At 68.0% G+C, this 23,193-nt stretch carries 25 protein-coding genes, 1 tRNA gene and 2 pseudogenes; 19 read left to right on the forward strand and 9 right to left on the reverse strand.

Annotated features, from left to right (window positions below; genetic code table 11):
- Positions 1-59: 59 nt before the first annotated feature.
- From LNW73_RS17075 to LNW73_RS17090, 4 genes are all read left to right on the forward strand, one after another.
- On the forward strand, positions 60-911 hold the full coding sequence (locus LNW73_RS17075; RefSeq protein WP_250990504.1) for a pentapeptide repeat-containing protein: 852 nt from the start codon (positions 60-62) through the stop codon (positions 909-911).
- 598 nt (positions 912-1,509) lie between these two features.
- Positions 1,510-2,259 (forward strand): TIGR04255 family protein, encoded by a 750-nt coding sequence (locus LNW73_RS17080; protein ID WP_250990505.1) that lies wholly within the window; start codon positions 1,510-1,512, stop codon positions 2,257-2,259.
- Between the two features lie 236 nt (positions 2,260-2,495).
- Complete coding sequence (locus LNW73_RS17085; protein WP_250990506.1) at positions 2,496-3,011, forward strand: hypothetical protein; 516 nt, start codon at positions 2,496-2,498, stop codon at positions 3,009-3,011.
- Positions 3,012-3,187: 176 nt separating this feature from the next.
- A complete protein-coding gene (locus LNW73_RS17090; RefSeq protein ID WP_250990507.1) occupies positions 3,188-3,907 on the forward strand; it encodes a hypothetical protein in 720 nt (239 codons plus the stop codon).
- 174 nt (positions 3,908-4,081) lie between these two features.
- Here the strand turns inward: LNW73_RS17090 and LNW73_RS17095 are convergent, their stop codons facing one another.
- The 3 genes from LNW73_RS17095 to LNW73_RS17105 form a co-directional block, all read right to left on the reverse strand.
- Positions 4,082-4,336: a GntR family transcriptional regulator gene (locus tag LNW73_RS17095; RefSeq protein WP_250990508.1), complete on the reverse strand. Its 255-nt coding sequence runs from the start codon at positions 4,334-4,336 to the stop codon at positions 4,082-4,084.
- Between the two features lie 334 nt (positions 4,337-4,670).
- A complete protein-coding gene (locus tag LNW73_RS17100) occupies positions 4,671-5,198 on the reverse strand; it encodes a GNAT family N-acetyltransferase (protein WP_250990509.1) in 528 nt (175 codons plus the stop codon).
- Positions 5,195-5,977 carry a GntR family transcriptional regulator gene (locus LNW73_RS17105; protein WP_250990510.1) on the reverse strand — a complete coding sequence of 261 codons (783 nt, stop codon included), beginning with the start codon at positions 5,975-5,977 and terminating at the stop codon, positions 5,195-5,197. The genes LNW73_RS17100 and LNW73_RS17105 overlap by 4 nt, the downstream gene beginning before the upstream one ends.
- Before the next feature lie 553 nt (positions 5,978-6,530).
- On the opposite strand from LNW73_RS17105, the gene LNW73_RS17110 reads away from it, so the two are divergent.
- The 11 genes from LNW73_RS17110 (at position 6,531) to LNW73_RS17160 (ending at position 16,218) form a co-directional block, all read left to right on the forward strand.
- Complete coding sequence (locus LNW73_RS17110; RefSeq protein ID WP_250990511.1) at positions 6,531-6,980, forward strand: DUF3307 domain-containing protein; 450 nt, start codon at positions 6,531-6,533, stop codon at positions 6,978-6,980.
- Positions 6,981-7,070: 90 nt separating this feature from the next.
- Positions 7,071-7,364 (forward strand): hypothetical protein, encoded by a 294-nt coding sequence (locus LNW73_RS17115; RefSeq protein ID WP_250990512.1) that lies wholly within the window; start codon positions 7,071-7,073, stop codon positions 7,362-7,364.
- On the forward strand, positions 7,361-8,197 hold the full coding sequence (locus tag LNW73_RS17120) for a DUF2637 domain-containing protein (RefSeq protein ID WP_374118115.1): 837 nt from the start codon (positions 7,361-7,363) through the stop codon (positions 8,195-8,197). Before LNW73_RS17115 ends, LNW73_RS17120 begins: the two co-directional genes overlap by 4 nt.
- A 10-nt stretch (positions 8,198-8,207) precedes the next feature.
- Positions 8,208-8,585, forward strand: coding sequence for a DUF6251 family protein (locus LNW73_RS17125; protein WP_250990513.1), 378 nt, complete (start codon positions 8,208-8,210; stop codon positions 8,583-8,585).
- Positions 8,586-8,600: 15 nt separating this feature from the next.
- On the forward strand, positions 8,601-8,798 hold the full coding sequence (locus LNW73_RS17130; protein ID WP_250990514.1) for a DUF6257 family protein: 198 nt from the start codon (positions 8,601-8,603) through the stop codon (positions 8,796-8,798).
- Positions 8,799-8,883: 85 nt separating this feature from the next.
- On the forward strand, positions 8,884-11,052 hold the full coding sequence (locus LNW73_RS17135) for an FtsK/SpoIIIE domain-containing protein (protein ID WP_250990515.1): 2,169 nt from the start codon (positions 8,884-8,886) through the stop codon (positions 11,050-11,052).
- A gap of 206 nt (positions 11,053-11,258) precedes the next feature.
- Positions 11,259-11,570 (forward strand): RRQRL motif-containing zinc-binding protein, encoded by a 312-nt coding sequence (locus LNW73_RS17140; RefSeq protein ID WP_250990516.1) that lies wholly within the window; start codon positions 11,259-11,261, stop codon positions 11,568-11,570.
- Positions 11,571-11,656: 86 nt separating this feature from the next.
- A complete protein-coding gene (locus LNW73_RS17145; RefSeq protein WP_250990517.1) occupies positions 11,657-12,553 on the forward strand; it encodes a bifunctional DNA primase/polymerase in 897 nt (298 codons plus the stop codon).
- A gap of 370 nt (positions 12,554-12,923) precedes the next feature.
- Positions 12,924-14,339, forward strand: coding sequence for a DNA primase family protein (locus LNW73_RS17150; RefSeq protein WP_250990518.1), 1,416 nt, complete (start codon positions 12,924-12,926; stop codon positions 14,337-14,339).
- Positions 14,340-14,592: 253 nt separating this feature from the next.
- The gene (locus tag LNW73_RS17155) at positions 14,593-14,808 is read left to right on the forward strand and encodes an excisionase family DNA-binding protein (RefSeq protein ID WP_250990519.1); all 216 of its coding nucleotides are present in this window, start codon (positions 14,593-14,595) and stop codon (positions 14,806-14,808) included.
- Between the two features lie 78 nt (positions 14,809-14,886).
- Positions 14,887-16,218, forward strand: a complete 1,332-nt coding sequence (locus tag LNW73_RS17160; RefSeq protein WP_250990520.1) for a tyrosine-type recombinase/integrase — start codon at positions 14,887-14,889, stop codon at positions 16,216-16,218.
- 257 nt (positions 16,219-16,475) lie between these two features.
- Here LNW73_RS17160 and LNW73_RS17165 read toward each other — a convergent pair.
- The 4 genes from LNW73_RS17165 to LNW73_RS17180 form a co-directional block, all read right to left on the reverse strand.
- A tRNA-Ser gene (locus LNW73_RS17165) sits at positions 16,476-16,562 on the reverse strand.
- 10 nt (positions 16,563-16,572) lie between these two features.
- Entirely contained in the window at positions 16,573-17,028 is a 456-nt protein-coding gene (tadA, locus tag LNW73_RS17170) for a tRNA adenosine(34) deaminase TadA (protein WP_250990521.1), read from the reverse strand.
- 62 nt (positions 17,029-17,090) lie between these two features.
- Positions 17,091-17,636 carry a tRNA adenosine deaminase-associated protein gene (locus LNW73_RS17175; RefSeq protein ID WP_250976619.1) on the reverse strand — a complete coding sequence of 182 codons (546 nt, stop codon included), beginning with the start codon at positions 17,634-17,636 and terminating at the stop codon, positions 17,091-17,093.
- Positions 17,637-17,843: 207 nt separating this feature from the next.
- Positions 17,844-18,080, reverse strand: coding sequence for a hypothetical protein (locus LNW73_RS17180; RefSeq protein ID WP_250976618.1), 237 nt, complete (start codon positions 18,078-18,080; stop codon positions 17,844-17,846).
- 179 nt (positions 18,081-18,259) lie between these two features.
- Here LNW73_RS17180 and upp point away from each other — a divergent pair, with 179 nt between their 5' ends.
- On the forward strand, positions 18,260-18,895 hold the full coding sequence (upp, locus tag LNW73_RS17185; protein ID WP_138356236.1) for a uracil phosphoribosyltransferase: 636 nt from the start codon (positions 18,260-18,262) through the stop codon (positions 18,893-18,895).
- Between the two features lie 125 nt (positions 18,896-19,020).
- Here the strand turns inward: upp and LNW73_RS17190 are convergent, their stop codons facing one another.
- Both LNW73_RS17190 and LNW73_RS17195 read right to left on the reverse strand, forming a co-directional pair.
- Positions 19,021-19,665: a LytR C-terminal domain-containing protein gene (locus tag LNW73_RS17190; protein ID WP_250990522.1), complete on the reverse strand. Its 645-nt coding sequence runs from the start codon at positions 19,663-19,665 to the stop codon at positions 19,021-19,023.
- Positions 19,666-19,809: 144 nt separating this feature from the next.
- Positions 19,810-20,106, reverse strand: coding sequence for a type II toxin-antitoxin system VapB family antitoxin (locus LNW73_RS17195; RefSeq protein WP_138356234.1), 297 nt, complete (start codon positions 20,104-20,106; stop codon positions 19,810-19,812).
- Positions 20,107-20,204: 98 nt separating this feature from the next.
- On the opposite strand from LNW73_RS17195, the pseudogene LNW73_RS17200 reads away from it, so the two are divergent.
- The 3 genes and pseudogenes from LNW73_RS17200 (at position 20,205) to LNW73_RS17210 (ending at position 23,183) form a co-directional block, all read left to right on the forward strand.
- A pseudogene (locus LNW73_RS17200) lies at positions 20,205-21,931 on the forward strand (helicase HerA-like domain-containing protein).
- 135 nt (positions 21,932-22,066) lie between these two features.
- Positions 22,067-22,537, forward strand: a pseudogene (locus LNW73_RS17205) (SigE family RNA polymerase sigma factor); the annotation flags it as partial.
- A 109-nt stretch (positions 22,538-22,646) separates the two neighbouring features.
- Positions 22,647-23,183 carry a hypothetical protein gene (locus LNW73_RS17210; RefSeq protein ID WP_250990524.1) on the forward strand — a complete coding sequence of 179 codons (537 nt, stop codon included), beginning with the start codon at positions 22,647-22,649 and terminating at the stop codon, positions 23,181-23,183.
- Positions 23,184-23,193: the final 10 nt, after the last annotated feature.

The raw sequence follows: 23,193 nt of genomic DNA on the forward strand, positions 1-23,193 counted from the left end.
TCGCCGACGGGCAGCCGCAGCGCTGCTGCCTCCGCCCGTACCCGAGGAGGGGGCGATGCATGAAGACGCGCCCTGACACCCTCCTCGGTCGTCTTGCCAGGGCTGCCCGCCCTTCCCGTCCCTGGCTGCACGTTGAGGCATCCGACTGGTGGAATCGGGTACTTCTGGCTGGCGGTGCTCGCCCCCGTCCCGTGGACCTGGCCGGCGTGAACCTGACTGGCGCGGACCTGACTGGCGCGGACCTGGCCGGCGCGGACCTGGCCCACGCGCACCTGACCGGCGCGCACCTGACCGGCGCGACCCTGGCTGTCGCGGACCTGGCCGGCGCGGACCTGACCTACGCGGACCTGACCGGCGCGACCCTGGCCCACGCGACCCTGGCCCACGCGGACCTGGGCCACGCGGACCTGGGCCGCGCGCACCTGACCCACGCGAACCTGACCCACGCGAACCTGACCTACGCGGACCTGACCGGCGCGCACCTGAACAGCGCGACCCTGACCCGCGCGGACCTGGTCCGCGCGGACCTGACCGGCGCGCACCTGACCGACGCGGACCTGACCGGCGCCACCCTGGTCGGCGCCACCCTGGCCGGCGCGGACCTCAAAGGCGCGAACCTGACCGGCGCGGACCTCAAAGGCGCGGACCTGACCAGCGCGGACCTGACCGACGCGGACCTGACCAGCGCGTACCTGACCGACGCGGACCTGACCGACGCGGACCTGACCAGCGCGGACCTGACCAGCGCGTACCTGATCAATGTGACGTGGTCAGTGCAGACACGTTGGCCTGATGCCCTTGCTGCGGTGATGCTGGAGCGATCCGTGCCGATCGGGGGCGGCCAGTATCGCGTTCAGGGTTCCGGGAACAGTGAGGCGGATCTGTCAGTTCCCCCAGTCCCGGTCTCCTGACCGCCGAGCCAAACGCCTCCAGCCCGGATGGCGACCTCAGGTTGAGTGGGTTGGGAGGGCAGCCAAGACCGCTATTGCGGCTTCCTCCGGCTGTGGAGGATGTGAGATTCCAACTCACGCTGACATCGCTGCCACGCCGGTTTTCAAGACGGGGCACTAGTACAGCTCCATCTATGCCCTGAGCTGCATGTATGTCATCATCTGCCTACCGCAGCGCCAGCTCTGGTCCACGCCTGTTCCACAGGGGACCGCTGCTCGGCGCTGGGGCGGCCGCTGCCGCCGGATCCCGTACGCGAGGTCCTCGGGGCCCACTTGCGATCTCATCTCGCTCCATCGCACGTGCAGCGAGGACGATGGGGCGACGCGCGGGCATCAACTGGCATTCGTGTACAAACGTCGGAAGCGCGCGACACGTGGTTTCGTCCCGTCCGAAGCCGCTTCACGCCTTTGCGCAGCTCAAGGCCTTGTATCCGCCTCAAGGATTCTGTTTGCCTATCGCCGACGGCCGTCGCCTCGGTAAGGATCACAGACCCCGCAGCTGACAGCTTAGGCCTGCCTGGGTAGTGTCTACATTGTGTCCACATCGGGAGGCCGGAGCATGCTGTCCCTGCCCCACTACCCACACGTACCGCTCACCGAAGCCCCCCTTGGCCTTGTAGCTGCGCAAGTGCACTTCGAGGACTTGGGCGACGTGGTGCGAAGCGACGCTCGTGCCATGCAGAAGGCGCTTGGGCTGAGCCGCTGGCCCGACCTCCAGGCTCACCAGATCATCACAGGAGTGGTTGGACCTACGGGCATCGGACAAAATCCTCCGCGTCCCGCCTGGCAGATCAAGTCGAAAGACGGCCAGAACGCGATCGCCCTCTACCCCGATAGCGTGGCACTCGAGACGAGCGTATATCCAGGCTGGACGGGGTATCGCGAAAGCCTCTCTGCCCTGCTCAGAGCCGTGGATAGAGCCTTCAGCCCTCAGCAGTCCCGCCGGCTCGGCCTACGCTTCGTCAACCAAGTTGAACTCCCCAGTAAGTACAACGACTGGGACAAACTCATCCCCGCAGAACTACTAGGTGCGGCCAGCTCAAGCGGCAAGTTCGCAGGCGGGGTGGAGGCGACCGAGCAGCGCGTCGTGCTCAGGATCTCCCAGAATGTCCGCTGCCTCTTCCGGCACGGGACGTTCTCCGACCCAGTCGGTAAAACGATGTACGTGCTGGACTATGACATCTTTCGCGAGACTCCGGCAGACTATGATGTGTCTGGAATCTTGGAAGAGGCAGACACGCTGCACCAGTCTGTCTACGACCTATTTCGGGCAACGATCACCGATGAACTCTTCGAACAGTTGAACTAGGAGGGGTGATGGAATCGTTGGCGCAGGAGCCACATTTTCGCACTACAGACCTAGTTCTCAGTGAGCTTGAGTCCATGGGCCACCTTCCAGGTGCCGTTGCTCACGCAGACACGCATTTCAGCTCTTTCCCCGTACCGGAGCCTATCCGAGAAGCAAATACCGGAAGCTCCCCTGCCAATTCCCTTATCCATGAGCTTCTATCGGATCGCCTAATTGAGTCCGTTAGACTCAACAGCATGACGATTATTGACCTGATCGCTCCCATCAAAACCGGCGAGTCGATCCCCCGGCTTTCCCTGGGGGGCGGTCAAGTAGATTCGGCAAAACGAGAAGAGCCTGAGAGCTTTGCCTTCAACTGCGGCGAAGATCTGCGTAAATGGTTGGGCATTGGAACCTCCGAATTGCTGGATGCCCTAGGTATCAGCCGTGCGACATATTATGCCTGGAAGGCGAGGGGTAGCACGCCTCGGCTTGAGACATCACGTCAGCTTTACAGAGTTCACTCGCTCGTCTCGCTCGTCGTAGATACTCTGGGGGAGCGGGGAGCTCATGGGTGGCTCAATCTCGGTTCTCCTAGCATGCGAGAACGGTTGATTGCGGCTGCGGACCATCGGGGGGAGCTCGATCGAATCACAGAGGAAATCCGGAATACATTCGCACCCATCAATCCTCCTCCTGTGGATCGCAGCCAAGCTGCCCGGGCGGGCGGTAATGAGGGCCAAGCGCCCGACGGTCCTCTAGAGGGGTGGTGAAGCCTACGTCTGAGCCAGCTACGCCTCTGCAACCCGACTTTGGGAGGGGGCGACTATGGGAAGATGGATACGGGGATCAATTTAATCGATTCCGGCAAGGTCACATAATCAAGGGTGTCCCTGTCGTCTATCTTGGCTCAGCTCATCGACCCCTGTGGGCGGCAGAGACCGAAATATTGCGCGAAGGCGTCGAAGCGGAACTCGCAACCTTCGCCGAAAAAGGCCTCCCTCTTCGACGAGCCATGATTACCACCCAAGGGTGCGACCTCCTCAAGAGGACGCACACATGGATCAGCGTTGCACCCGTATACGACGCGGCAGAATATTTTGACAAGGGAAAGCTCGGTCAGATTCGCGCGGGTTACATTCTTCACCTCCTGCCCCTAGCGCCACCGTGGGGTGAAACCGGACAGAAGTGGGTGGCCGACCTCCGAATCGAAATTCCAGTCGAAAAGACTGTACTAATTGGCCACACACCCTTGGAATCGTACGCGAATGAAGGTGACTACATCCGCGTCCCGCAGCGTCTTGCACATTTGCGCCAGCGGCCTGACGTGGCCGAAGACTGTCTTACGCACGTCTCGCAACCGCTATTCGACTGGGTCAACCAGCAAGAAGAGGCTGCCCAAGAACGCATGTGCGCATCAGTTGACCATGTCCGCATTTGGCAGGACCGCTACGATGCGCCAACCAGAGCCCAAATCATTTTGATTATGCGCGAGGGCCTGGAAGAGGCGCATGATCAAGAGTTGTGGGATCAGGCCCACAATCACATCTATGAGCATGCGTCTAGGATTGGACTACTTGTCCTGCCGACCAAATGTGCCACGCTCAAGAATCTATCCGCGTCAGAATTCCAAGGTAGCCATATGGTCGCGGACGGCAATAGCTCCTAGGTTTCGACGCCAGGCCCTGGTTAGCAACCTCACAGCGGTGGCCTCGCGCAATCGGCTATAGACCGCCAATCCGTTCATCCAGGCTGTGTGCGGCAACTCTTGCCGGACGCTGAGCGAGCCATCCCGAGACACGTGCACCACTGTTGACCCGCGCTGGTGCGTACGACGACCTCGTCAGCGAGCGTCCGGCTCAGCAGTTGCCTTGATGACGTAGATGCCCATGCCGTTCACCGTCTCGACCAGTCCCTCATCCTTGAGTACCTGGACGGCCTTGCGCAGGGTGTCGCGGGCTACTCCGTACTCCTGTTCCATCTCGACCAGGCTCGGGATTCGCCGGCCCACGGGGATCGACCCGTCAGCGATCCGTTCGCGCAGTTGGGCAGCGATCTGCCGATAGGGCGGCACGGGTCCTTCGCGGTCGATGGTCATACTTCGCAAGCTAGGCAGGTGGCCCTGTCCCGCCATAGCTAGCCACGGGGGTAGCAGGGGGTAGTACGGTCGGATGGTGGACAGAGAAATCCCCCGCAACCGTGCGACCGGTTCGGGGGGTGGCCGACTGCAAGGGAGCCGACATGGCAGAGCGTACTGACGGGCGCCGGGCCAATACAGAGGATGCAGCCGATCCGCCTGTGGTGATGTACGGCAATGCAGTAGAGGGCAAGGCACATGCCGCTTACCGGGCGTATCTCGATCACGTCGGCAAGTGCCAGGCTTGCCCGAAGTCTGCGTTTCAGTGCGACGCTGCTGCCATCCTCTGGCGGACCTATCGTGAGGTGCGGAGATGACCTGTCGATAGCGTCGATCGCTCGAACAGTGCTCCGGATCGCCTATGGGGAAGATCGATCACGCGAATCATCGTGAATCCCGCACGTTCGTAGTAGCGGTGCAGGCCAGGGTTGTCCTTCCAAGCATCAAGCCGCAGACAAGTCTTCCCCGCGGCGGCGGCCTGCTCGGCAGCCCAGTCCAGCAGCATGCCGCCGACCCCCATGCCGGCTGCCTCCCGCCGAACCGCCATGCGGTGCACATAGAGGGCGGCCTCAGGCTTGTCCTCCGGCATCCAGAACTCGGGATCGGCGGCGGTATCAACCTGCAGCGTGGCAATGGGCTGACCATCGGCGAAAGCAAGGAACACTTCACCGCGCTGCAGTGCCTGACCGATGCGGTCGGTGTGGGGCGGGTACTGCCACTGGTCGATCCCGCGTGAGGCGAGCCAGTCCGATGCCCCACTGAGCAGGCCTTCGACGAGTTCGAGTTCGTCGGGCAGGGCGGCCCTGATGTCCAGCTCGGTCACGATTCCTCGCCTGTCGTTTCCCGCTGACGCTCGTAGGAGATCACGTGGCGATCACCGGGCAGGACTGAGATGGCCACACGAACCGGCTTGCCGTCTGCCGTGTGCCCGGTCGTGATGTGATACCCGACCGGCGTCCCTGGTCCAAGGTCAAGACGCTGTGCCTGCTCGGGTGTCGGCATCCGCACGTACACCTCGTCAAGGGCGCGGACCTGCCGGTAGCCGAGTTCGGCAAGCACCTCGTTTGCGCCACGGCCAATGTCCTCCGGCCGCATGATCTCGGAGTCGCGCACGATGCTGAGCGGGAAGTAGCTGTCATTGATATTGAACGGCTCTCCGTCTAGGTAGCGCACTCGTTTGCGTACGGCCACCAACTCGCCCGGCTCGATGTGCAGCCGCTTGGCGACCTCGGCCGGAGGTTCCACGATGGCGACTTCGATCTCCTGTCGCGGCTCTCGCCCCTCCGCTGAGAACTCGGTCACGAAGGCGTCCATCTCCGGCGAGAAGGGACGCTTCCGAAATTCGGCCTGCGGCCGGAACACCATCGGCTGACGTCGGCGAACGAAGTGACCCTGCGGTCGAGCGGAGACGACCAGCCCTTCGTTGACGAGAATCGCCAACGCCTTGCGCACGGTCTCGCGGGAGACGACGTACTCCTTCCGAAGGTCCGCCTCCGTGGGCAGCTTGTCGCCCGGCGCCAGCGTCCCTGCGTCGATCTGATCTCTGAGAGCGACCGCAATCTGTTGGTACATGGGGGTTCGGCCGAGCCTGTTCACCGTCATGCCTCCATGAAAGCCGCTGGTTGACTCCATTGTCCAGTCAATGCGGGCAATGTGCTTGACGCCTCCGCATCTCTCTGCCAGCATCCTGTCTGTAGCCATTGTACGGACAATGGCTACAAGGTCGGATCGCAAGTCCGGCCAAGCGCGCTTGAACGGCCTGCAGACGGGCTGGGAGAGCGGAGCGCTCGTTGGTTGAGAACTGAACAGTGTGCCGCCCCAGCCACCTGCTCTCGGGTGGTCGATGGGGTCGCCCTCCAGCCCAGCGACACGGGCTAGGGAGGTGGCTGGAGTGATCCGGTCACACGTTGCCGCGTCGTGAGTCACGCGGTCCGGGGTCACCCACCTCCCCGGTGAGAAAAGGGGCACTGTCCGCTGATCTTCCGGGGGCGGACAGGGGTCGTCGCAGCGGTACGCCGGCCTTCCGGCCGGACGGGTCAGCGGCGGTTACCGATCACCCGAGATCCACACACCAGCGTTTCGCCCCGGGGCAGCGGCTCCCAGCCAAGACAGTCCGCCGCCCCGGGGTTCCTCCCCCTCTGTCAGGAGAGATCGCATGCACGCTGCCGTTTTCGCCGCGGTGTTCGCGGCCCTGTTCGTCGGTCACAGCGTTGGTGACCACTGGGTGCAGTCCTCTGCGCAGTCCGCGGCCAAGGGCCGCCCGGGATGGCCCGGCCGACTGGCCGACACCCGGCACGTCGTGACCCTGACCCTCACCAAGCTCGCTGTGTTACTGCCCGCCGCCGCGCTGCTGGGTCTGCACCTGTCGGTGTGGGGCCTGCTGGTGGGGCTGGGTGTAGACGCATTGACGCATTGGTGGGCCGACCGCCGGAGCACGCTGGCCCGGTTGGCCGCGCTGACCGGCAAGAGCGAGTTCTACAGGCTCGGCGCCCTGCGGCCCGACCGCGACGACAACCCCACCTTGGGCACCGGCGCCTACGCGCTGGATCAGTCCTTCCATCACCTGTGGCTGCTGGTGGCAGCCCTGTTGATCGCCGTCCTCTGACCGTGCCCCACACCCGGGGCGGCAGGCCTCCCAGCCAAGGACAGTCCCGCCGCCCCGGTTCCTCCCCTTCACCTCTTCTGGAGACTTCCCATGCGGAACTACGTGGGGCACCACCGTGCCCTGACCTCGACCGACTTCCTCGAACTCGCCCTCGGCACCCCGCTGGAGCTGTGGTTGGGAGAGGAAGCCGAGAGCGAACAGGACCGTGCCGTTCGTGAGGCGGCGGCCCGCGACATCCTCGCCGACGATCCCACCCTGTACGACCGCACCATCGCGCTGGCGGCCGAGACGCTCGGCCAGTCCCTGCCGGACCTGCTGCGGCTGGCTCCCGTCGTTCCGTCCGTTGCGGTGCGCCGTCGGCGCCGGAAGGGGCTGGCAGCATGATGAAGCACTCGGCTCCCCGGGCCCTGACCATGGCCGCCGCAGGCGTCATCGTCGCGCTGACGGTCGCCGCGTTCTGGCTCTCATACGCACACCTGCAGTCGGTGGCCGCGGCCTATGGGCTGGCCCAGTCACCGGCCCGGGCGTGGGCCTGGCCCGCGACCTTGGACCTGTTCATCGTCGCGGGTGAGCTGCTGTTACTGCGTGCGTCGCTGACCGCGCGTACCGACTGGTGGGCGGTTGGCCTGACGGTCACCGGTTCCGGCGGAAGTATCGCGCTGAACATCAGCGGTGTTGGTGCGCACGCCCACACCCTCGCGTACGTGGTTGCCGCGGTGCCGCCGACGGCCGCGCTGCTCGCGTTCGGCGCGCTGATGCGACAGGTACACGACGCACTCGCCGCATCCGCCGACCGCACCGCGGACGCACCGGAAGTCGCGCCGGACATCATCGCGGCCACGGACGCCATCCAGCCCGAAGAGGCTGGTCAGGCCGCGACTGCCCCCGAAGAAGAGACCACCCCGCCCGCACCGCACCTGGAGCCAAAGCCGCGCCGCACCAAGCAGGCTCCCGGGGCGGGTAAGACTGCGCGCCCGGTGCGCACGGATGACGAGCTGCTGGCGCACCTGCGGGAGCTGCGCACGAGTGCTGATGGCCCGCTGTCTCAGCGTGCGGTTCTGGCCGCGCTCGGTATTGGGGTGCCGCGGCTGCGGGCGCTGCTGGACGAGCACGGTCTGACCCTCGATCCGCTGCCGGCACCGCCCCGCTCGCTCGCACTCGTCGGCGCTGACCGCGACCGCGACGACGCGCAGCCGGACACCGCCGCTGCCCTCTGACAGGAGACGCATGTCCCATCTTCCTGCAGCGCACCGGCATGACGCCGGATGCGGCTGCTACACCACCGACCTGACCACCTACCAGGCTTCGCCGCTTGCCCCGGCGCAGGCCGCGCAGCCGCAGGTGGTCCACATTCATCAGGCCGCGCCGGACCGCACGGTGCAGCGGCTCGCGCTCGGTGCCGGCATGGGCGCCGGAACGGTGTCGGCCGCCGTGTACTTCGGGCCGCTGCTGGTCGGCGCCTTGACGGCCATCGCCGTCGATCTGGCGGTGGTCGCGGTCGTGATCGTGGCCGCGGCATGGGCGGTGGTCGTCATGGTCCGCGCCGTCGGCGGACCGGACGGCAAGAGCGCCGCCAAAACCCTTCGATCCACCCGTCGTCGCTGATTAGGGGAGTACCCCGTGATCCGTACCCACCCCAACGACCCGCCGCTAACCGGCGCTGAAGCTGCCCGCGTGGCTTGGCTGACCGCCCGCATGTGCAAGCGCGCCGTCGCTGGTGAGGACGTTGACCAACACGACCTGCAGCGCAAGTTGGACCGCATTTTGGACGGCGCCCGCAAGCGCGCCGAGAAGGCCGCTGCTGCGGCTGGCAAGTGAGTTCGCCCCGGAACGGCCGCACATCCGCCAAGACACCGGCCGTTCCGGGCCCCGCATCCCCGATGGAGAAGGCAGGACCCTCAGCATGTCCGAGATCATCCGTCTGGACGACCACCGCCCCCACCCGATACCCGATCTGACCAAGCCCGATCCCCCCGACACCACCCCGCCCGCCGCGCCGCGTGAGGTGCTGGAAGGCAAGGTCATCCCCTCCGCCTTCAGCGCCGCCGACGCACCGTCGGTGCCGTTGTGGCGGCGGACCACCCACACGGTGCGTGTGATCGCCACCGACGACCGCACCCGCACCGCCGCCCGCACCGCCGTCCGGCACTCCGCCTACGTGGCTGGCGGCGGCCGCATCTTGGCCCGCCGTGCGTGGGACGGGCGGACCGTGGCCCGGCATGAGCGCATGATGCGCGCCGCGGAAGCCGCCGGTCAGCACGAAGTGGCGATGGAGTGGGAGCAGCGAGCCGCGCTGTTCCGGCAGCAGCGTCACCAGCGGCGCATGGACCTGCTCACGGCCCCGCAGCGGCTGGCGAAGAGTGCCGCTGTCGGCGCCGGCGCAAGTGTCGGGGGCCTGCTCGCCCTCGGCGTAGTGCTGGCCATCGCCGAGCACGACGTCACGCAGGTGGTCGCGCCGTCGATGTTCACCATCGACTTCATCCGCCTCGTGGTGCTCATCGTCTCGGTCATCTGGGGCCCGGGGCTGTGGCTGGCCCCGTGGTTGACGCTGCTGGCGCTGTGGAACACCGGACGCCGCGGACAAGCAGCACCCCAGTGGGCGCTTCCGGCGAGCGTGCAGGACAAGCGGGATGTGGTGCCGGATGAGGGCGCGATCCTGGACGCGCTGCGGCACCTGGGCATCGCCCCGCTGAACCAGGCCTTCAAGGCCGGGTGGCAGGCGCGGTGGATGCAGCCCACGACCCGGCTCGGCAACGGGTGGCACACCCAACTGCAGCTCCCCATGGGTGTCACCGTGGAGATGATCAACGGGAAGAAGGACGTCCTAGCGCACAACCTGCTGCGCCTGCCGGTCGAGACGTGGCCTACCGAACCGCACGGTATGCCCGGCACCCTCGATCTCTGGGTCGCCGACCAAGGCTCGCTGTCCGGGACGGTGCCGCCGTGGCCGCTGCTGACGGACGGGACCGCGGACTACTTCAAGGGCGTGCCAGTCGGGGTCTCCCAGCGCGGAGAGCCGGTCATGGGCAAGCTCATGGCTGCCAACTACATGGTCGGCGGCATCATGGGCTCCGGAAAGTCGTCCCTGGTCGTAGGCCTGCTGCTCGGTGCGATGCTCGATCCGCTGGTCGACATCGACGTCTACGTCATGGCCTACAACGTCGACTACGACCCCATGCAGGACCGGTTGCGGACCCTGGTCAAGGGTGACGACGACGAGCAGGTCGAAGCGGCCTTGGAAGCGCTGCGGGACCTGCGCGAGGAGGTCACCCGGCGCGGCAAACTGCTGGAAGAGATGGGCGGCGAGACCGTCAAGCTCACCCGCAAGCTCGCCGAGCAAGACCCGAGGATGCGCCCGCGGGTCGTGGTATTCGACGAGTGCCACGAGCTGTTCGAGCACAAGAAGTACGGGCCGGAAGCTGCCGAGCTGGCGGTGAAGGTGCTCAAGAAGGCGCGGAAGGTCGGCATCACGCTGGTGTTCGTGACCGTGTCGCCGACCGCGGCGAGCATCCCGAAGGACGTCACCCGCAACACCTCCCACCGCGTCGCGTTCGCCGTCGGCGACCACGTCGCCAACGACGGGCTGTTGGGGACCGGCAAGCACCGCGCCGGCATCACCGCCACCACCCTCAACCCCGCCGAAAACGTCGGCACCGCCCTGACGGTGGGGTTCACGGCCAACGCGTTCGAGCTGATCCGCGCCTACTACGTCCGCAAGGACGCCGAGACCGACCAGGTCACGCCCGTCGTGCTGCGGGCGCTGGCGCTGCGCGATGGGATGGCCCCGGCCGCCGCCGCTCCAGCGGCGGGTGAGCAGGTGGACCCGCTCGCCGACATCCTCGCCGTGCTGGGGGATGCCGACCGGATGCGGACCGACGAGGTCCGCCAGCAGCTCGCCGAGCGCAACCCGCGGCACTACCGGTCCTGGACGGCATCCGACCTCACCCGCGTCCTGGACGCGGTCGATGCCGCCCCGTACAAGTCCGGTGGCGTCATGGTCGTCAACCGCACCAAGGTCCGCGACGCACTCCACGACCGAGACCAGGACACCGAGCAGAGTCACGCTGAGTGAAGGGAGGCGGTGAGGGAGGTAGGGAGTTCTCCCTCACCGCCTCCCTCACCCCGCCTCCCCGGCCTGACATGCCCTGACGCCCGTACAGGGAGTCAGGGAGGCGCGCTCTCCCGACCTGCGGAAACCCTCGAAAACCAGGGTCTCAGGGAGAGCTCTGCCTCCCTCCCTTCACACACAGTGACTGATTCCGGGAAGGAGGACATCCCGTGTCTGCGCTGCCTGTCTACCGCTACCGGCTCGCCCCGCACGGCCTGATGACCCGCCGCCAACTCCGCAGAGAAGGGCTCAGCGCCGCTCGCGCGGAAGTGGTCGGTGAGATCCGGTGGCGCCGCGGACGACGTGTCGCCTACCTCTACAACCCCGCCACCGCCCGACCCCTCCGACCCATGACCCCGGGCCGCTGGCGCTCGCACGCCGCGATGATGCGCGCCCGCCGCACCTGCCCCGCCTGCCGAACCGACCGCGGATACGTCGTCCCCCGCTCGATCGGCACCTGTTGGCCCTGCGCCGACACCTGAGCCCACCCGTGGGCGGCGTCCTCCCAGCCAAGACAGTCCGCCGCCCACGGTCCTCCCCCGTCACGCATGACAGGAGAACCCTCAGCATGACCCATCACACCGCAACCCAGCCACGATCCACCCGGCCCTTACTGCTGAACACCGCACTGGAACTGGCCGCAGCACGCGTGCCGGTACTGCCCCTGAGGCAGGGGAAAGTGCCGTTCGGAAACTGCCGGACTTGCTCCGGCAACGCCTGCGGAGGACGGCCCAACATGAAGGCGGCCGGCGCCTGCCGGTGCACGGCTCCGTGCCACGCCTGGGCAGCCGCCACCACCAACGCTCAGACCATCGCCTCTGCTACCTGGGCTGGCGCATGGCGCCAGGCGCAAGCCATCGCCTATCACCCGGGAGGTGCCGGGCTGACGGTTGTGGACCTGGACAACGCTCAGGCCGTCCTGTGGGCTCGGGAGAGCCTGCCGCTCACCCGGACGGTCGCCACGATGCGCGGGGAGCACTGGATCTACCTGGGCGCCCTACGGTCCGCCAACGCGGTCCGACCCGGGGTCGACATCAAGTCCCGCATGTCCTACGCCCGCTGGCGCGGTCCCGGCCACGGGACCATGGCACCCCTGCCGGTAGCCGTGCGAGCCCTGGTCACAGTAGAAGAGACCACCCCCGCCCCGGGGCCGGTGGTCTCTTCAGCTCCGGAACCCGCTGCCTGGGATCGGACGGTGGCTACCGGCTGCCGCCACACGGAGAAGTACGTGCGGACAGGTCTGGATCGCGGCCTGGCCCTGATCCGCAGCCGCACCGAGTCCGGTGCCGCGTCGCAGGCGTTCGGCGTAGCCCGGTTCCTGGCAGCGCAGCACGGGCAGTGCCCGGGGCCGTGCGGCCTGGACATCCTGGAGCGGCAGATCGTTGCCGCAGCCGTCTCCGTCGGCGTCCCTGAGACATACGCCTACCGCGCCGTGGCGAACGGGTACGCGGTGAGGGCAGCATGAGCGCCGGGCACGAATCCGCCGCACCCATCGGCCAGCAGCTCACCCTGGTCGGACCGCCGGACGCGTCTCCCCCCGAGAGTCGTGCCGGGCGGGCGGTCGTTGCTCGAAAGACGTCGGCCGTAGGCCGTCCTTCTATGCCTGTCAGCTCTGACCCGCACATCCCGGCCGCCGGGCCTGCGTGGGTGGTCTCGTGGATCCACATCGTGGCTCCGGAATCCTGGCGGGCTCCGGTGTCTGCCCATGTGTGGTGCGCGTGCGGATTTGAGGGCTGGGCCGACACCCGTCAAACCGTTCTCGCGCTGGTCGAACGCCACGTCACCCACCGCGCCCAATGCCGGCTCCGCAATCCCGCTGAAAGGAGGCACGCCGCATGACCGACACCGAGCTGACCAGCACCGAGGAGATGCCCGCTCCGTCGAACCCCATGGCCGTGGCCCGGCGGGTCCTACCGCGCTGGCAGGACCCGGACGGACGCCTGCTCTGCCGGCGCTGGCGCGGGTCCTGGATGCGATGGACCGGAACCTGCTGGCGGGAGCTGGACGAACAGCAGATGCGCGCCTCGCTGTACAAGCAACTGGAGCACGCCACCTACGCAGGGGGCATTGGCAAGGACGGGTTGCCGGAAATCCGGGATTGGGCACCCACGAAGCAGAAGCTCAGCAACCTGCTGGACGCCTTGGGAGCCATCACCCTGCTGCCCAACGACGTGAACGCCCCGGCCTGGATCGACCGGAAGGCCACAGCTGCCGACCGCAGCCCCATCGTGGCCTGCCAGAACGGGCTGCTGCGGATCGGGGACCGGGCGCTGCTGCCCCATGAGCCGGGGTTCTTCAACCTGGTGTCGGTGCCCTTCGCCTACGACGTACAGGCTGCCGCCCCGTCCTGGGAACGGTTCCTGCACCAGTTGTGGCCGGACGATCCGGGCGCCATCGACGCGCTGCAGGAGTGGTTCGGGTACATCCTGTCCGGGCGTACCGATCAGCAGAAGATTCTGCTGATCAAGGGCCCGACCCGATCCGGGAAAGGCACGATCACCCGGATTCTGGGGGAACTGGTCGGGCGGGAGAACATCGCTGGCCCGACCCTGGCCGGTCTCGGCTCGAACTTCGGTCTGTCGTCCCTGCTGGACAAGGCCCTGGCAGTCATCTCCGATGCCCGCCTTTCGGGCAATGACGGAGGTCAGGTCGTCGAACGGCTTCTGACGATCTCCGGTGAGGACACCATCGACATCGACCGCAAGTACCGCGATCCCTGGACGGGCAAGCTGCCCACCCGGCTGATGATCCTCACCAACGAGCTGCCGTCGTTCGGGGACAGTAGCGGCGTGATCGCCCGGCGGTTCGTCGTGCTGAACATGACGGTGTCCTGGCTCGGCAAGGAAGACACCACCCTCACTGGCAAGCTCGCCCAGGAGATGCCTGGGATCCTCAACTGGGCCCTGGACGGTCTCGCCCGCCTGCAGCAGAACGGGAGGATCACTGAACCGGCGTCCTCCCAGGAAGCCGTCACGATCATGCAGGACACCGCCTCACCCACCAGCGCGTTCGTCCGCGAGCGCTGCACCACAGGGCCCACCTGCTCGGTGCCTGTCGACACGCTGTGGCGTGTCTGGCGGGAATGGGCCGAGGACAACGGCGTGCGCGCCATCGGCACCAAGCAGATGTTCGGCCGCAACCTGCAGTCCGTCGTGCCGCAGCTTCATCGCACCCGGCCCCGGGACGAGTTCGGCCGGCAGGTGCTGATGTACACCGGCATCACGCTCAACATGTCCGACCCACATTCGTGAAAGTCGCGACTCATCGCGTCTCAAGCGCCTCTGAGACGCGATGAGTAGCGACTCACAGCAATGTGAACTGAACACGCCCGGCACCGAAGTGCTGATGGCTGCTGCTTGCTGAGCGGCTGAACCGTTCCGCAGAGACCACGGAGTACACAGAACGCCGCCCCGCACCCTCCGGGCCGCGGCTGATCCCGCCTTCTGCGTATTTCGTGGCTTCTGTGGCGCCCCCCGGTACCAGTGCAGTTCCGAGGAGCCCCACGTGACGACCGACCCTGAAACCGAGTACGACCCGACCTTGGTTTTGCTGACCGTGGAAGAGGCTGCTCGGCGCCTCAGCATCGGTCGGACCTACTGCTACCGCCTTGTCGGCTCCGGAGAGCTGGAGTCCATTCCCGTGGGCCGCCTCCGTCGCGTGCCCGCCGACGCCATCCCGGCCTACCTCGCACACCTACGCAGCAAGAGCCGCGCCGCCTGACCAATCCAGGACGGTGGACAGCTCAATACGGCTGTCCGCCGCCCCTTCCATGCCCTTGGCCCCTCTCAGGAGATCCGCATGTCCGAGATCGAGAAGCGCACCCGCAAGCCCAACGGTGAGTCCACCATCTACTTCGGGAAGGACGGCCGTTGGCACGGCAGGGTGACCGTCGGTGTGAAGGATGACGGCACACCCGACCGGCGACACGTCAACCGCAAGACCAAGGCCGATATCCACAAGGCTGTGCGGGAGCTGGAGAAGAAGCGGGAATCCGGAGCCGTACCCAAGGCTGGAAAGCCCTGGACGGTCAAGATGTGGCTTGCCCATTGGGTCGAGAACATCGCCAAACCGGTGATCAGTGTGAACACCTACGCCGGATACGAGGTCGCGGTGCGCGTCCACCTCACGCCCGGTCTTGGGGCACACCGACTCGACAAATTGGAGCCGGAACACATCGAGCGCTTCTACGCCCGGATGAAGGCCCAAGGCAGCAAGGCTGCGACCGTTCACCAGTCGCACCGGACCCTGCGGGCCGCGCTGAACGAAGCGGTCCGGCGGCGCCACCTTGCGGTGAATCCCGCGAGGTTGGCCAAGGCCCCCAAGCCCGACGGGGGCGAGGAAGAGATCGAGCCGTACTCGCTCGAAGAGGTCGCGCACCTCATGGAAGCGGCGGCGGACCGCCGGCACCCCGTGCGTTGGTTCCTGGCTCTCGCGATCGGGTTGCGGCAGGGAGAAGCCCTTGGCCTCAAGTGGGGGGATCTGGATCTGGACGTTGGCCTTCTGCGAGTCCGGCGTAGTCGGCTGCGGCCGAAGTACGCACACGGCTGCGAGAAGCCGTGTGGGCGGAAGCCGGGGTACTGCAAGCAGCGGAAGGCGATCCGGCCGGCCACGAAGGAAACGAAGTCTCGGGCGGGGAAGCGGCCAATCGGGTTGCCGCCGCAGCTTCTGCCGATGCTCAAGGCTCATCGTGAGGAGCAAGAGAGGAGCAAGGAGAAGGCCCGGCAGCTCTGGGAGGAGGGCGGGTGGGTGTTCACCGATGACCTGGGCCGCCCCGTGAATCCGCGCTACGACTGGGACGAGTGGAAGCGGCTGCTGGTCGCCGCGAAGGTCCGGGACGGCCGTCTGCATGACGCACGTCACACAGCGGCCACGGTGCTGCTGCTCCTGGGCATCCCGGATACCGCCGTTGACGGGATCATGGGTTGGGAGCCAGGGGGAGCGATGCGCCGCCGGTACCAGCACATGACGGCCCCGGTCTTGAAGAACATCGCCGACAAGCTCGGGCACGCGTTCTGGCCGACCGCGGATCTTGTGCCGGGGGAGATCGCAGAGCGAGTGAAGGAAGCTCTGGACGGTCCGCCGGCAGAAGGGCCGGACGCGGCGGGCGGCGCTCCGGGAGGAGTGGATTGAGTTGCCGGGTCCAGTGGAGGTCATACAGGACGCCGATCGTGCGTCACGCGTGCGGCCACCGCCCCGCCGCCTCTTGTCCCACTGGTTCGGTCCGAAGACCTCGGGTACCCCGGCTGTACCTGTTGGAGGCGACAAGCGAGAGTCTGCCAGGGGCTCCGGGGCCTGCGCCAGGTATTAACTGAGACCAGGACTGAGACCAGAAAACGAACGAGCCACCTACGGAAATCCGTAGGTGGCTCGTTCATACTGCTCAAGAGCGGTAGCGGTGGGATTTGAACCCACGGTGAAGTTGCCCCCACACACGCTTTCGAGGCGTGCTCCTTAGGCCACTCGGACACGCTACCGAGAGAGAGCTTAGCCCACGTCGGGCCGTGCTCCGAAATCGCCTGAGCGGAAGAAGCGGGTGAGGAGGGCGGAGCACTCGTCGGCCAGCACTCCCTGGATGACTTCGGGGCGGTGGTTGAGCCGGCGGTCGCGGACGACGTCCCACAGGGAGCCCACGGCGCCGCCCTTCTCGTCCAGTGCCCCGTACACGACCCGGTCGAGCCGGGAGAGGACGATCGCGCCCGCGCACATGGTGCACGGCTCCAGCGTGACGACGAGCGTGCAGCCGGTCAGCCGCCACGTCCCGACCGCCTTGGCCGCGTCGCGGATCGCGAGCACCTCGGCGTGGGCGGTCGGGTCACCGGTCGCCTCGCGTTCGTTGCGGCCCCGGCCGATGACCACGCCGTCCGGGCCGAGCACGACCGCGCCCACCGGCACATCGCCGGTGCGCGGGGCGAGCCCGGCCTCTTCCAGGGCATGGCGCATCGGCCCGGTCCACGGGTCGCGAAGCGGATCGCGGGGAGGACCGGGCGGGGGTGGTGCGGTGCTCAGCGGACCGCCTCCAGAACGTCGGCACAGCCGATCGCCTCGGCGATCTCACCGAGCGCCTCCCCGGTGAGCGCACCGTCACCGCTGAGGTCCAGCAGCTCCTTGTCGCTCATACCGAGATCGGACAGCAGGCCGGCCTCGCCGAGCGGGCCGGCCGGCACATGGTCCTCGGTGGGGCCGGGGACCACGTCCTCGTCGGCATCGTCGTCGTCGCCGTCCTCGGTGCCGTCGAGGTCGACCAGGTCGTCGAGGGGGTCCTCGGGGTCCCGGCCGAGCAGTTCGTCGGTGAGCAGGATCTCTCCGTACGAACTACGGGCTGCCGCGGCGGCATCGGACACATAGATCCTGGGGTCCTCTTCACCATCGACGCGGATGACGCCGAACCAGGCGTCCTCCTGCTCGATGAAGACCAGAACCGTTTCCTCCTCGGCGATGGCCGCACGGGCCAGGTCGCTCAGGTCGCCGAGGGTTTCCACATCGTCGAGATCAGGTTCGCTCGCTTGCCAACCGTTCTCGTTGCGCGCGAGCAGTGCGGCGAAGTACACCGTGACTCTCCCACAGGTCTCAGGCCGTCCGGACCGGGCGGGGAGGACCCCACCCACTCGGCATCGTGGCAGAAAGCTGGGCTTTGCGAAGGGTCTTCCGCACTCCGACGTGCCAGGTCTTCATCACGTCGGACTGCGGAACAGCCTCCAGAGGCGGCTTCCGGCCCGCCCCCGCACCGTTTCCGGACGTTCCGGAGGGCCGGCCGGCTACCAGCGGAAGGTCCGCATTCGCATCGCCTGCCGCATTCGTGCCGCGCGCGCCCTGCGCGGTTGTACGCGCTCGCGCAGCTCCTTGGCCTCGTTCAGCTCGCGCAGGAACATGACCCGGCGTCTGCGGCGCTCCGCGTCGCGTTCTTCCTGGGTCTTGCGTTTGGCCTGCTTGTTCCGCGTTTTCGGCTGACCGGGCTCTTCCGGCTCGTCACCGTTCTCGCTCCGCTCCGGCATGTGGCACCACCCGTGGGGGGTCGGGTCACCCGGGGGCGCTCCGGGCGTATGTGCACAGTTTCCCTCTACCGTGCGGTTTGATGCGTGATCGGCGGAGAGTAGGCAGAGCATCGGTGGACAGATCGGTGGAGAGGGCGAGCGGCGGCGGGGACCCCTGGGACTCGGTTAATGTCGGGTGCATGCGGATCCACGTAGTCGACCACCCGTTGGTCGCGCACAAGCTCACCACCCTGCGCGACGAGCGCACCGACTCGCCGACCTTCCGTCGGCTGGCCGATGAACTCGTCACTCTGCTCGCCTACGAGGCGACCCGTGACGTGCGTACCGAGCAGGTCGACATCCGGACCCCGGTCGCCCCGACCACCGGCGTCCGGCTCTCCTACCCGCGCCCGCTCGTCGTCCCGATCCTGCGGGCCGGCCTGGGCATGCTGGACGGCATGGTCCGGCTGCTGCCGACCGCCGAGGTCGGTTTCCTGGGCATGATCCGTGACGAGGAGACCCTGGAGGCGAAGACCTACGCCACCCGGATGCCGCAGGACCTCTCCGGCCGCCAGGTGTACGTCCTCGACCCGATGCTGGCCACCGGCGGCACGCTGGTCGCCGCCATCAACCTGCTCATCGAGCGCGGCGCGGACGACGTCACCGCGATCGTGCTGCTCGCGGCGCCCGAGGGCATCGAGGTCATGGAGCGGGAGCTGGCGGGCAAGCCGGTCACCGTCGTCACCGCGTCGGTCGACGAGGGGCTCAACGAGAACAGCTACATCGTCCCTGGCCTGGGCGACGCGGGGGACCGGCTGTACGGCACCGCCGGATAGCCGCAGCACGGCCGCGACACGACTGGACGTCGGATGCGAGAAGCCCCGGACCTGGTGGTCCGGGGCTTCTCAGCGTTCTGGGCGTTCTCGGTCTTCCGGCCGCTGTCGTGCCCTCGCGGCCGGTTCTAGCAGCTGGGCGAGGGCGCCGGGGTCGGGTTGGCCGCGACGGTCAGGGCCTTCGCGGCGTCCTTCGGGTCGGCCAGCTTCGTGTAGGGCGTCCCGATCAGCAGGTCCACGCCCGGTCCTGACCGCTTCGGGTCGATCTTCACCGTGGAGCCCGCGACCTGCGTACCGACGACCCGCGCCGCCCGCTCGCCGGCGGGGCCGGCCACGATCAGCGCCGGGACCGTGACCTTCTTGTCGTACTCGAACGGGGCATTGCTGAACTTGATGACGTGGAAGCCGCGCTTGGCCAGCTCGTCGGCCGTGGTCTTGGCCAGCCCGGCCTTCGCCGTCGCGTTGAAGACGGTGAGCCCGATCGAGGCCGGTGGGGGCAGCGGAGCGGGCTTGCCGGTCGGCTTCGGCGGGGCGGCGGGCGTCGGCTTGCAGCTCGCCGGGGCGGCGTGGGCCTGGGCGGGGCCCTTGTCCTTGCCGCCGGTGAAGACGTCGATGAGTTGTAGCGTGCCCCAGCCGATCAGGCCGAGTACCACCACCGAGGCCACGATGGCCAGGACGGTACGGCCGCGCCTTCGCGGCCGGCCCATTCTCGGGTACTGGTTTCCGGTGATCCGGTACTTCCCGCCCATGCCGGAAGGGGTGAGCATGCTCATGGGCGCAGCGTAGTGCGCTCATCGCCGGAGCGTACTAAATGATCAATGAATGGCGGACAGCCGAACCCGAAAGGGCGAACAGCCGCCTCCGAACAGCCGCCCTCACGGGGCGCGTCCGCAGGCGGGTCCGCGCGGCCGCCTCGGTCAGTCCATCTCCAGGACGCGGGCATGCAGAACCTGGCGCTGCTGGAGCGCCGCCCGGACCGCCCGGTGCAGACCGTCCTCGAGATACAGGTCACCGTGCCACTTCACGACATGCGCGAAGAGGTCGCCGTAGAACGTCGAGTCCTCGGCGAGCAGGGTTTCCAGGTCGAGCTGGCCCTTGGTGGTGACCAGCTGGTCGAGGCGTACCGGACGTGGAGCGACATCCGCCCACTCTCGCGTGCTGACCCGGCCGTGGTCGGGGTACGGCCGCCCGTTTCCGATGCGCTTGAAGATCACACGGAAAGCCTACCGGGCAAGCCCGTGCGGGCGCAGCAGTGGCGGAGGAGTGCAAAGGTGGTATTTACGTCGATAGCCGGACCTAGCGGGAGCCTGTCATGACCGATCCGCAAGCCCAGGCGGCACTTCCGGCCGATCCGCCCGCGGATTCGCCTGTCGGCGCGTCCCCCGCGCAGCCCGCCGGTCCGTCCTCCGGTCCGTCCTCCGGAACGCCGCCCGACGCGTCCGCCGTCCCGTCCCCCGCGCAACCCGACCCCGCGGCGGATCTGCCGGGCCCCGCCGCGACGATCCTGGCCGGCTACACCTTCAGCGGGCCGGCGCTCGACCTGGGCGCGCTGCTGTGGGACGGCACCTGCCATGCCGACGCGCAGATCCGCATCCCGCTCGGCATGCTCAACCGGCACGGCCTCGTCGCGGGCGCCACCGGCACCGGCAAGACGAAGACGCTGCAGCTCATCGCCGAACAGCTGTCCGCCAACGGGGTGCCGGTGTTCCTCGCCGACGTCAAGGGCGACGTCTCCGGGATCTCCGCGGCCGGTCAGCCGAACGACAAGGTCGCGCAGCGCACCGCCGAGGTCGGGCAGAACTGGGCGGCGTCCGGCTTCCCCGCCGAGTTCTACGCGCTCGGCGGTATCGGCGCCGGCATCCCGCTGCGGGCGACCGTCACCGGCTTCGGCCCGATCCTGATGTCGAAGGTGCTCGGCCTCAACCAGACGCAGGAGCAGTCGCTCGGCCTGATCTTCCACTACGCCGACACCAAGGGCCTGGAGCTGATCGACCTCAAGGACCTGCGGGCCGTCATCGCCTTCCTCACCTCCGACGTCGGCAAGGGCGAGCTCAAGAACATCGGCGGCATCTCGTCCGCCACCGCGGGGTCCTCATGCGGACCCTGACGGCGTTCGAGGCGCAGGGCGCGGAGCCGTTCTTCGGCGAGCCCGAGTTCGACACCAGCGAACTGCTGCGGACCGCGCCGGACGGGCGCGGGATGGTGTCGGTGCTGGAGCTGCCGGCCGTCCAGGACCGGCCGCAGCTCTTCTCCACCTTCCTGATGTGGCTGCTCGCGGACCTCTTCCAGGACCTCCCGGAGGTCGGCGACATCGACCGGCCCAAGCTGGTGTTCTTCTTCGACGAGGCCCATCTGCTCTTCAACGGCGCGTCGAAGGCGTTCCTCGACGCCATCACCCAGACGGTGCGGCTGATCCGCTCCAAGGGCGTCGGCATCTTCTTCGTCACCCAGACCCCGAAGGACGTGCCCTCGGACGTCCTCGCGCAGCTCGGCAACCGCGTCCAGCACGCCCTGCGCGCCTTCACCCCCGAGGACGCCAAGGCCCTGAAGGCCACCGTCTCGACGTTCCCCAACTCCGCCTACGACCTGGGCGAGCTGCTGACGGCGCTGGGCACCGGCGAGGCCGTCGTCACCGTCCTCAGCGAGAAGGGCGCGCCGACCCCGGTCGCCGCCACCCGGCTGCGGGCCCCGCAGTCCCTGATGGGGCCCATCGAGGCGGCCGCGATGGACACGGCCGTGAAGGCGTCGTCGCTCTACTCCCGCTACGCGCAGGCCGTCGACCGCGAATCGGCCTACGAGAAGCTGAACGCGGCCGCCGACGCCGCGATGGCGCCCGCCCCCGGCCAGGAAGCCGCTGAGGCGCCCGCGAAGCCCGCGGGAAAGGCGGGCGGGAAGGAGGCGGGGAAAGCGGTCGAGGGGGAGAAGAGCGTGGTGGAGCAGGTCGTCGGCAGCGGCGTCTTCAAATCGCTGACGCGCTCGCTGGGCACCCAGATCGGCCGCGAGATCAGCCGCTCGCTCTTCGGCACGCGCAAGCGCTGACACCGGCTGACACCATCGGCACTCCCGTCGGACGGGCGCCGGCGCCCCCGGAAAAACTTTTCGGCGTGCACTGTCAACCGGACGCGGGGTCCCAGGCGTATGCCTGGTGAGTCCGCGGAGAATCTGGAGTGAGTGTTGACCGTCGAGGAGTTCGAGGAGTTCTACGCGCATGCGGTGGGACGCCTCACGGGTCAGCTCTACGTGATGCTCGGCGACCTGCACGAGGCGCAGGACGTCGTGCAGGAGGCCTTCGTCCGCGGCTGGAGCCGGCGGCGGCAGCTGGACGGCAACGGGGCTCCTGAGGCCTGGATCCGTACGGTCGCCTGGCGGCTCGCGGTGAGCCGGTGGCGCGGCCGCCGGCGCTCCGACGACGCCTGGCAGCGGCACGGCGGCGCGCAGTCCGTCGAGGGACCAGGTCCCGAGCCGGTGGCGCTGGTGTCTGCGCTGCGCGAGCTGTCGCCGCGGCAGCGGCGCACGGTGGTCCTGCACTACGTCTGCGATCTGTCCGTGGCCCAGATCGCGGCCGAGACCGGGGTCTCCAGCGGCACCGTCAAGACGCATCTGCACCGGGGCCGGGCGGCGCTCGCCGACCACCTGACGGATCCGGCCGAGCCGGGCGGTTCCGGTGATTCCGGCGGTTCCGGTGGTCCGGGCGGTTCCGGCCTTCCGAACGCTTCGCATCGTTCGCACGATTCGCACGCCGAGGAGGCTCCCGGTGCCTGAGCTCCACGACCCCCGCGACCGGCACAGTCCGCACGACCCGGCCAACTCGCACGGCCCGGCCAACTCGCGCGACCCGCGCGACCCGCACCGTCCGCAGCCGCCGGAGGACGCGCTGACGAGCGCGCTCAAGAACGCCGCCGCCGCCGGGCGGACCGCGGCGGCCCACGCCCCCGTCGCCGTGATCATGGCGCGCGGCGACCGGGTCCGGCGCCGCCGGACGGCCGCGTACGCGCTCGCCGCCTGCCTGATGGTCGGCGGTACGGGCATCGCGGCGGCGGCCGTCCTGCCGTTCGGCGGCGGAACGGTCGCCCCCGCGACATCGCCCTCCGCTTCGTACCCGGACGGTTCATCCCCGACCCCGCCGCAATCCAGTCCGACGCAGTCGAGGTCCGTCCAGCCCAGCGACACGCCGACCATGACCGGGACGACGCACGGCACGGACTCCCACGGCACGGCGACCTCCGGGCCGGGCGGCCCGCCGGCCGGCACGACGCGCTCGACCCTGCAGACCACCTCTCCGCCCGGCTGATCCCGGCCCG

This window comes from Streptomyces sp. RKAG337, assembly GCF_023701715.1.
Lineage (GTDB): Bacteria > Actinomycetota > Actinomycetes > Streptomycetales > Streptomycetaceae > Actinacidiphila.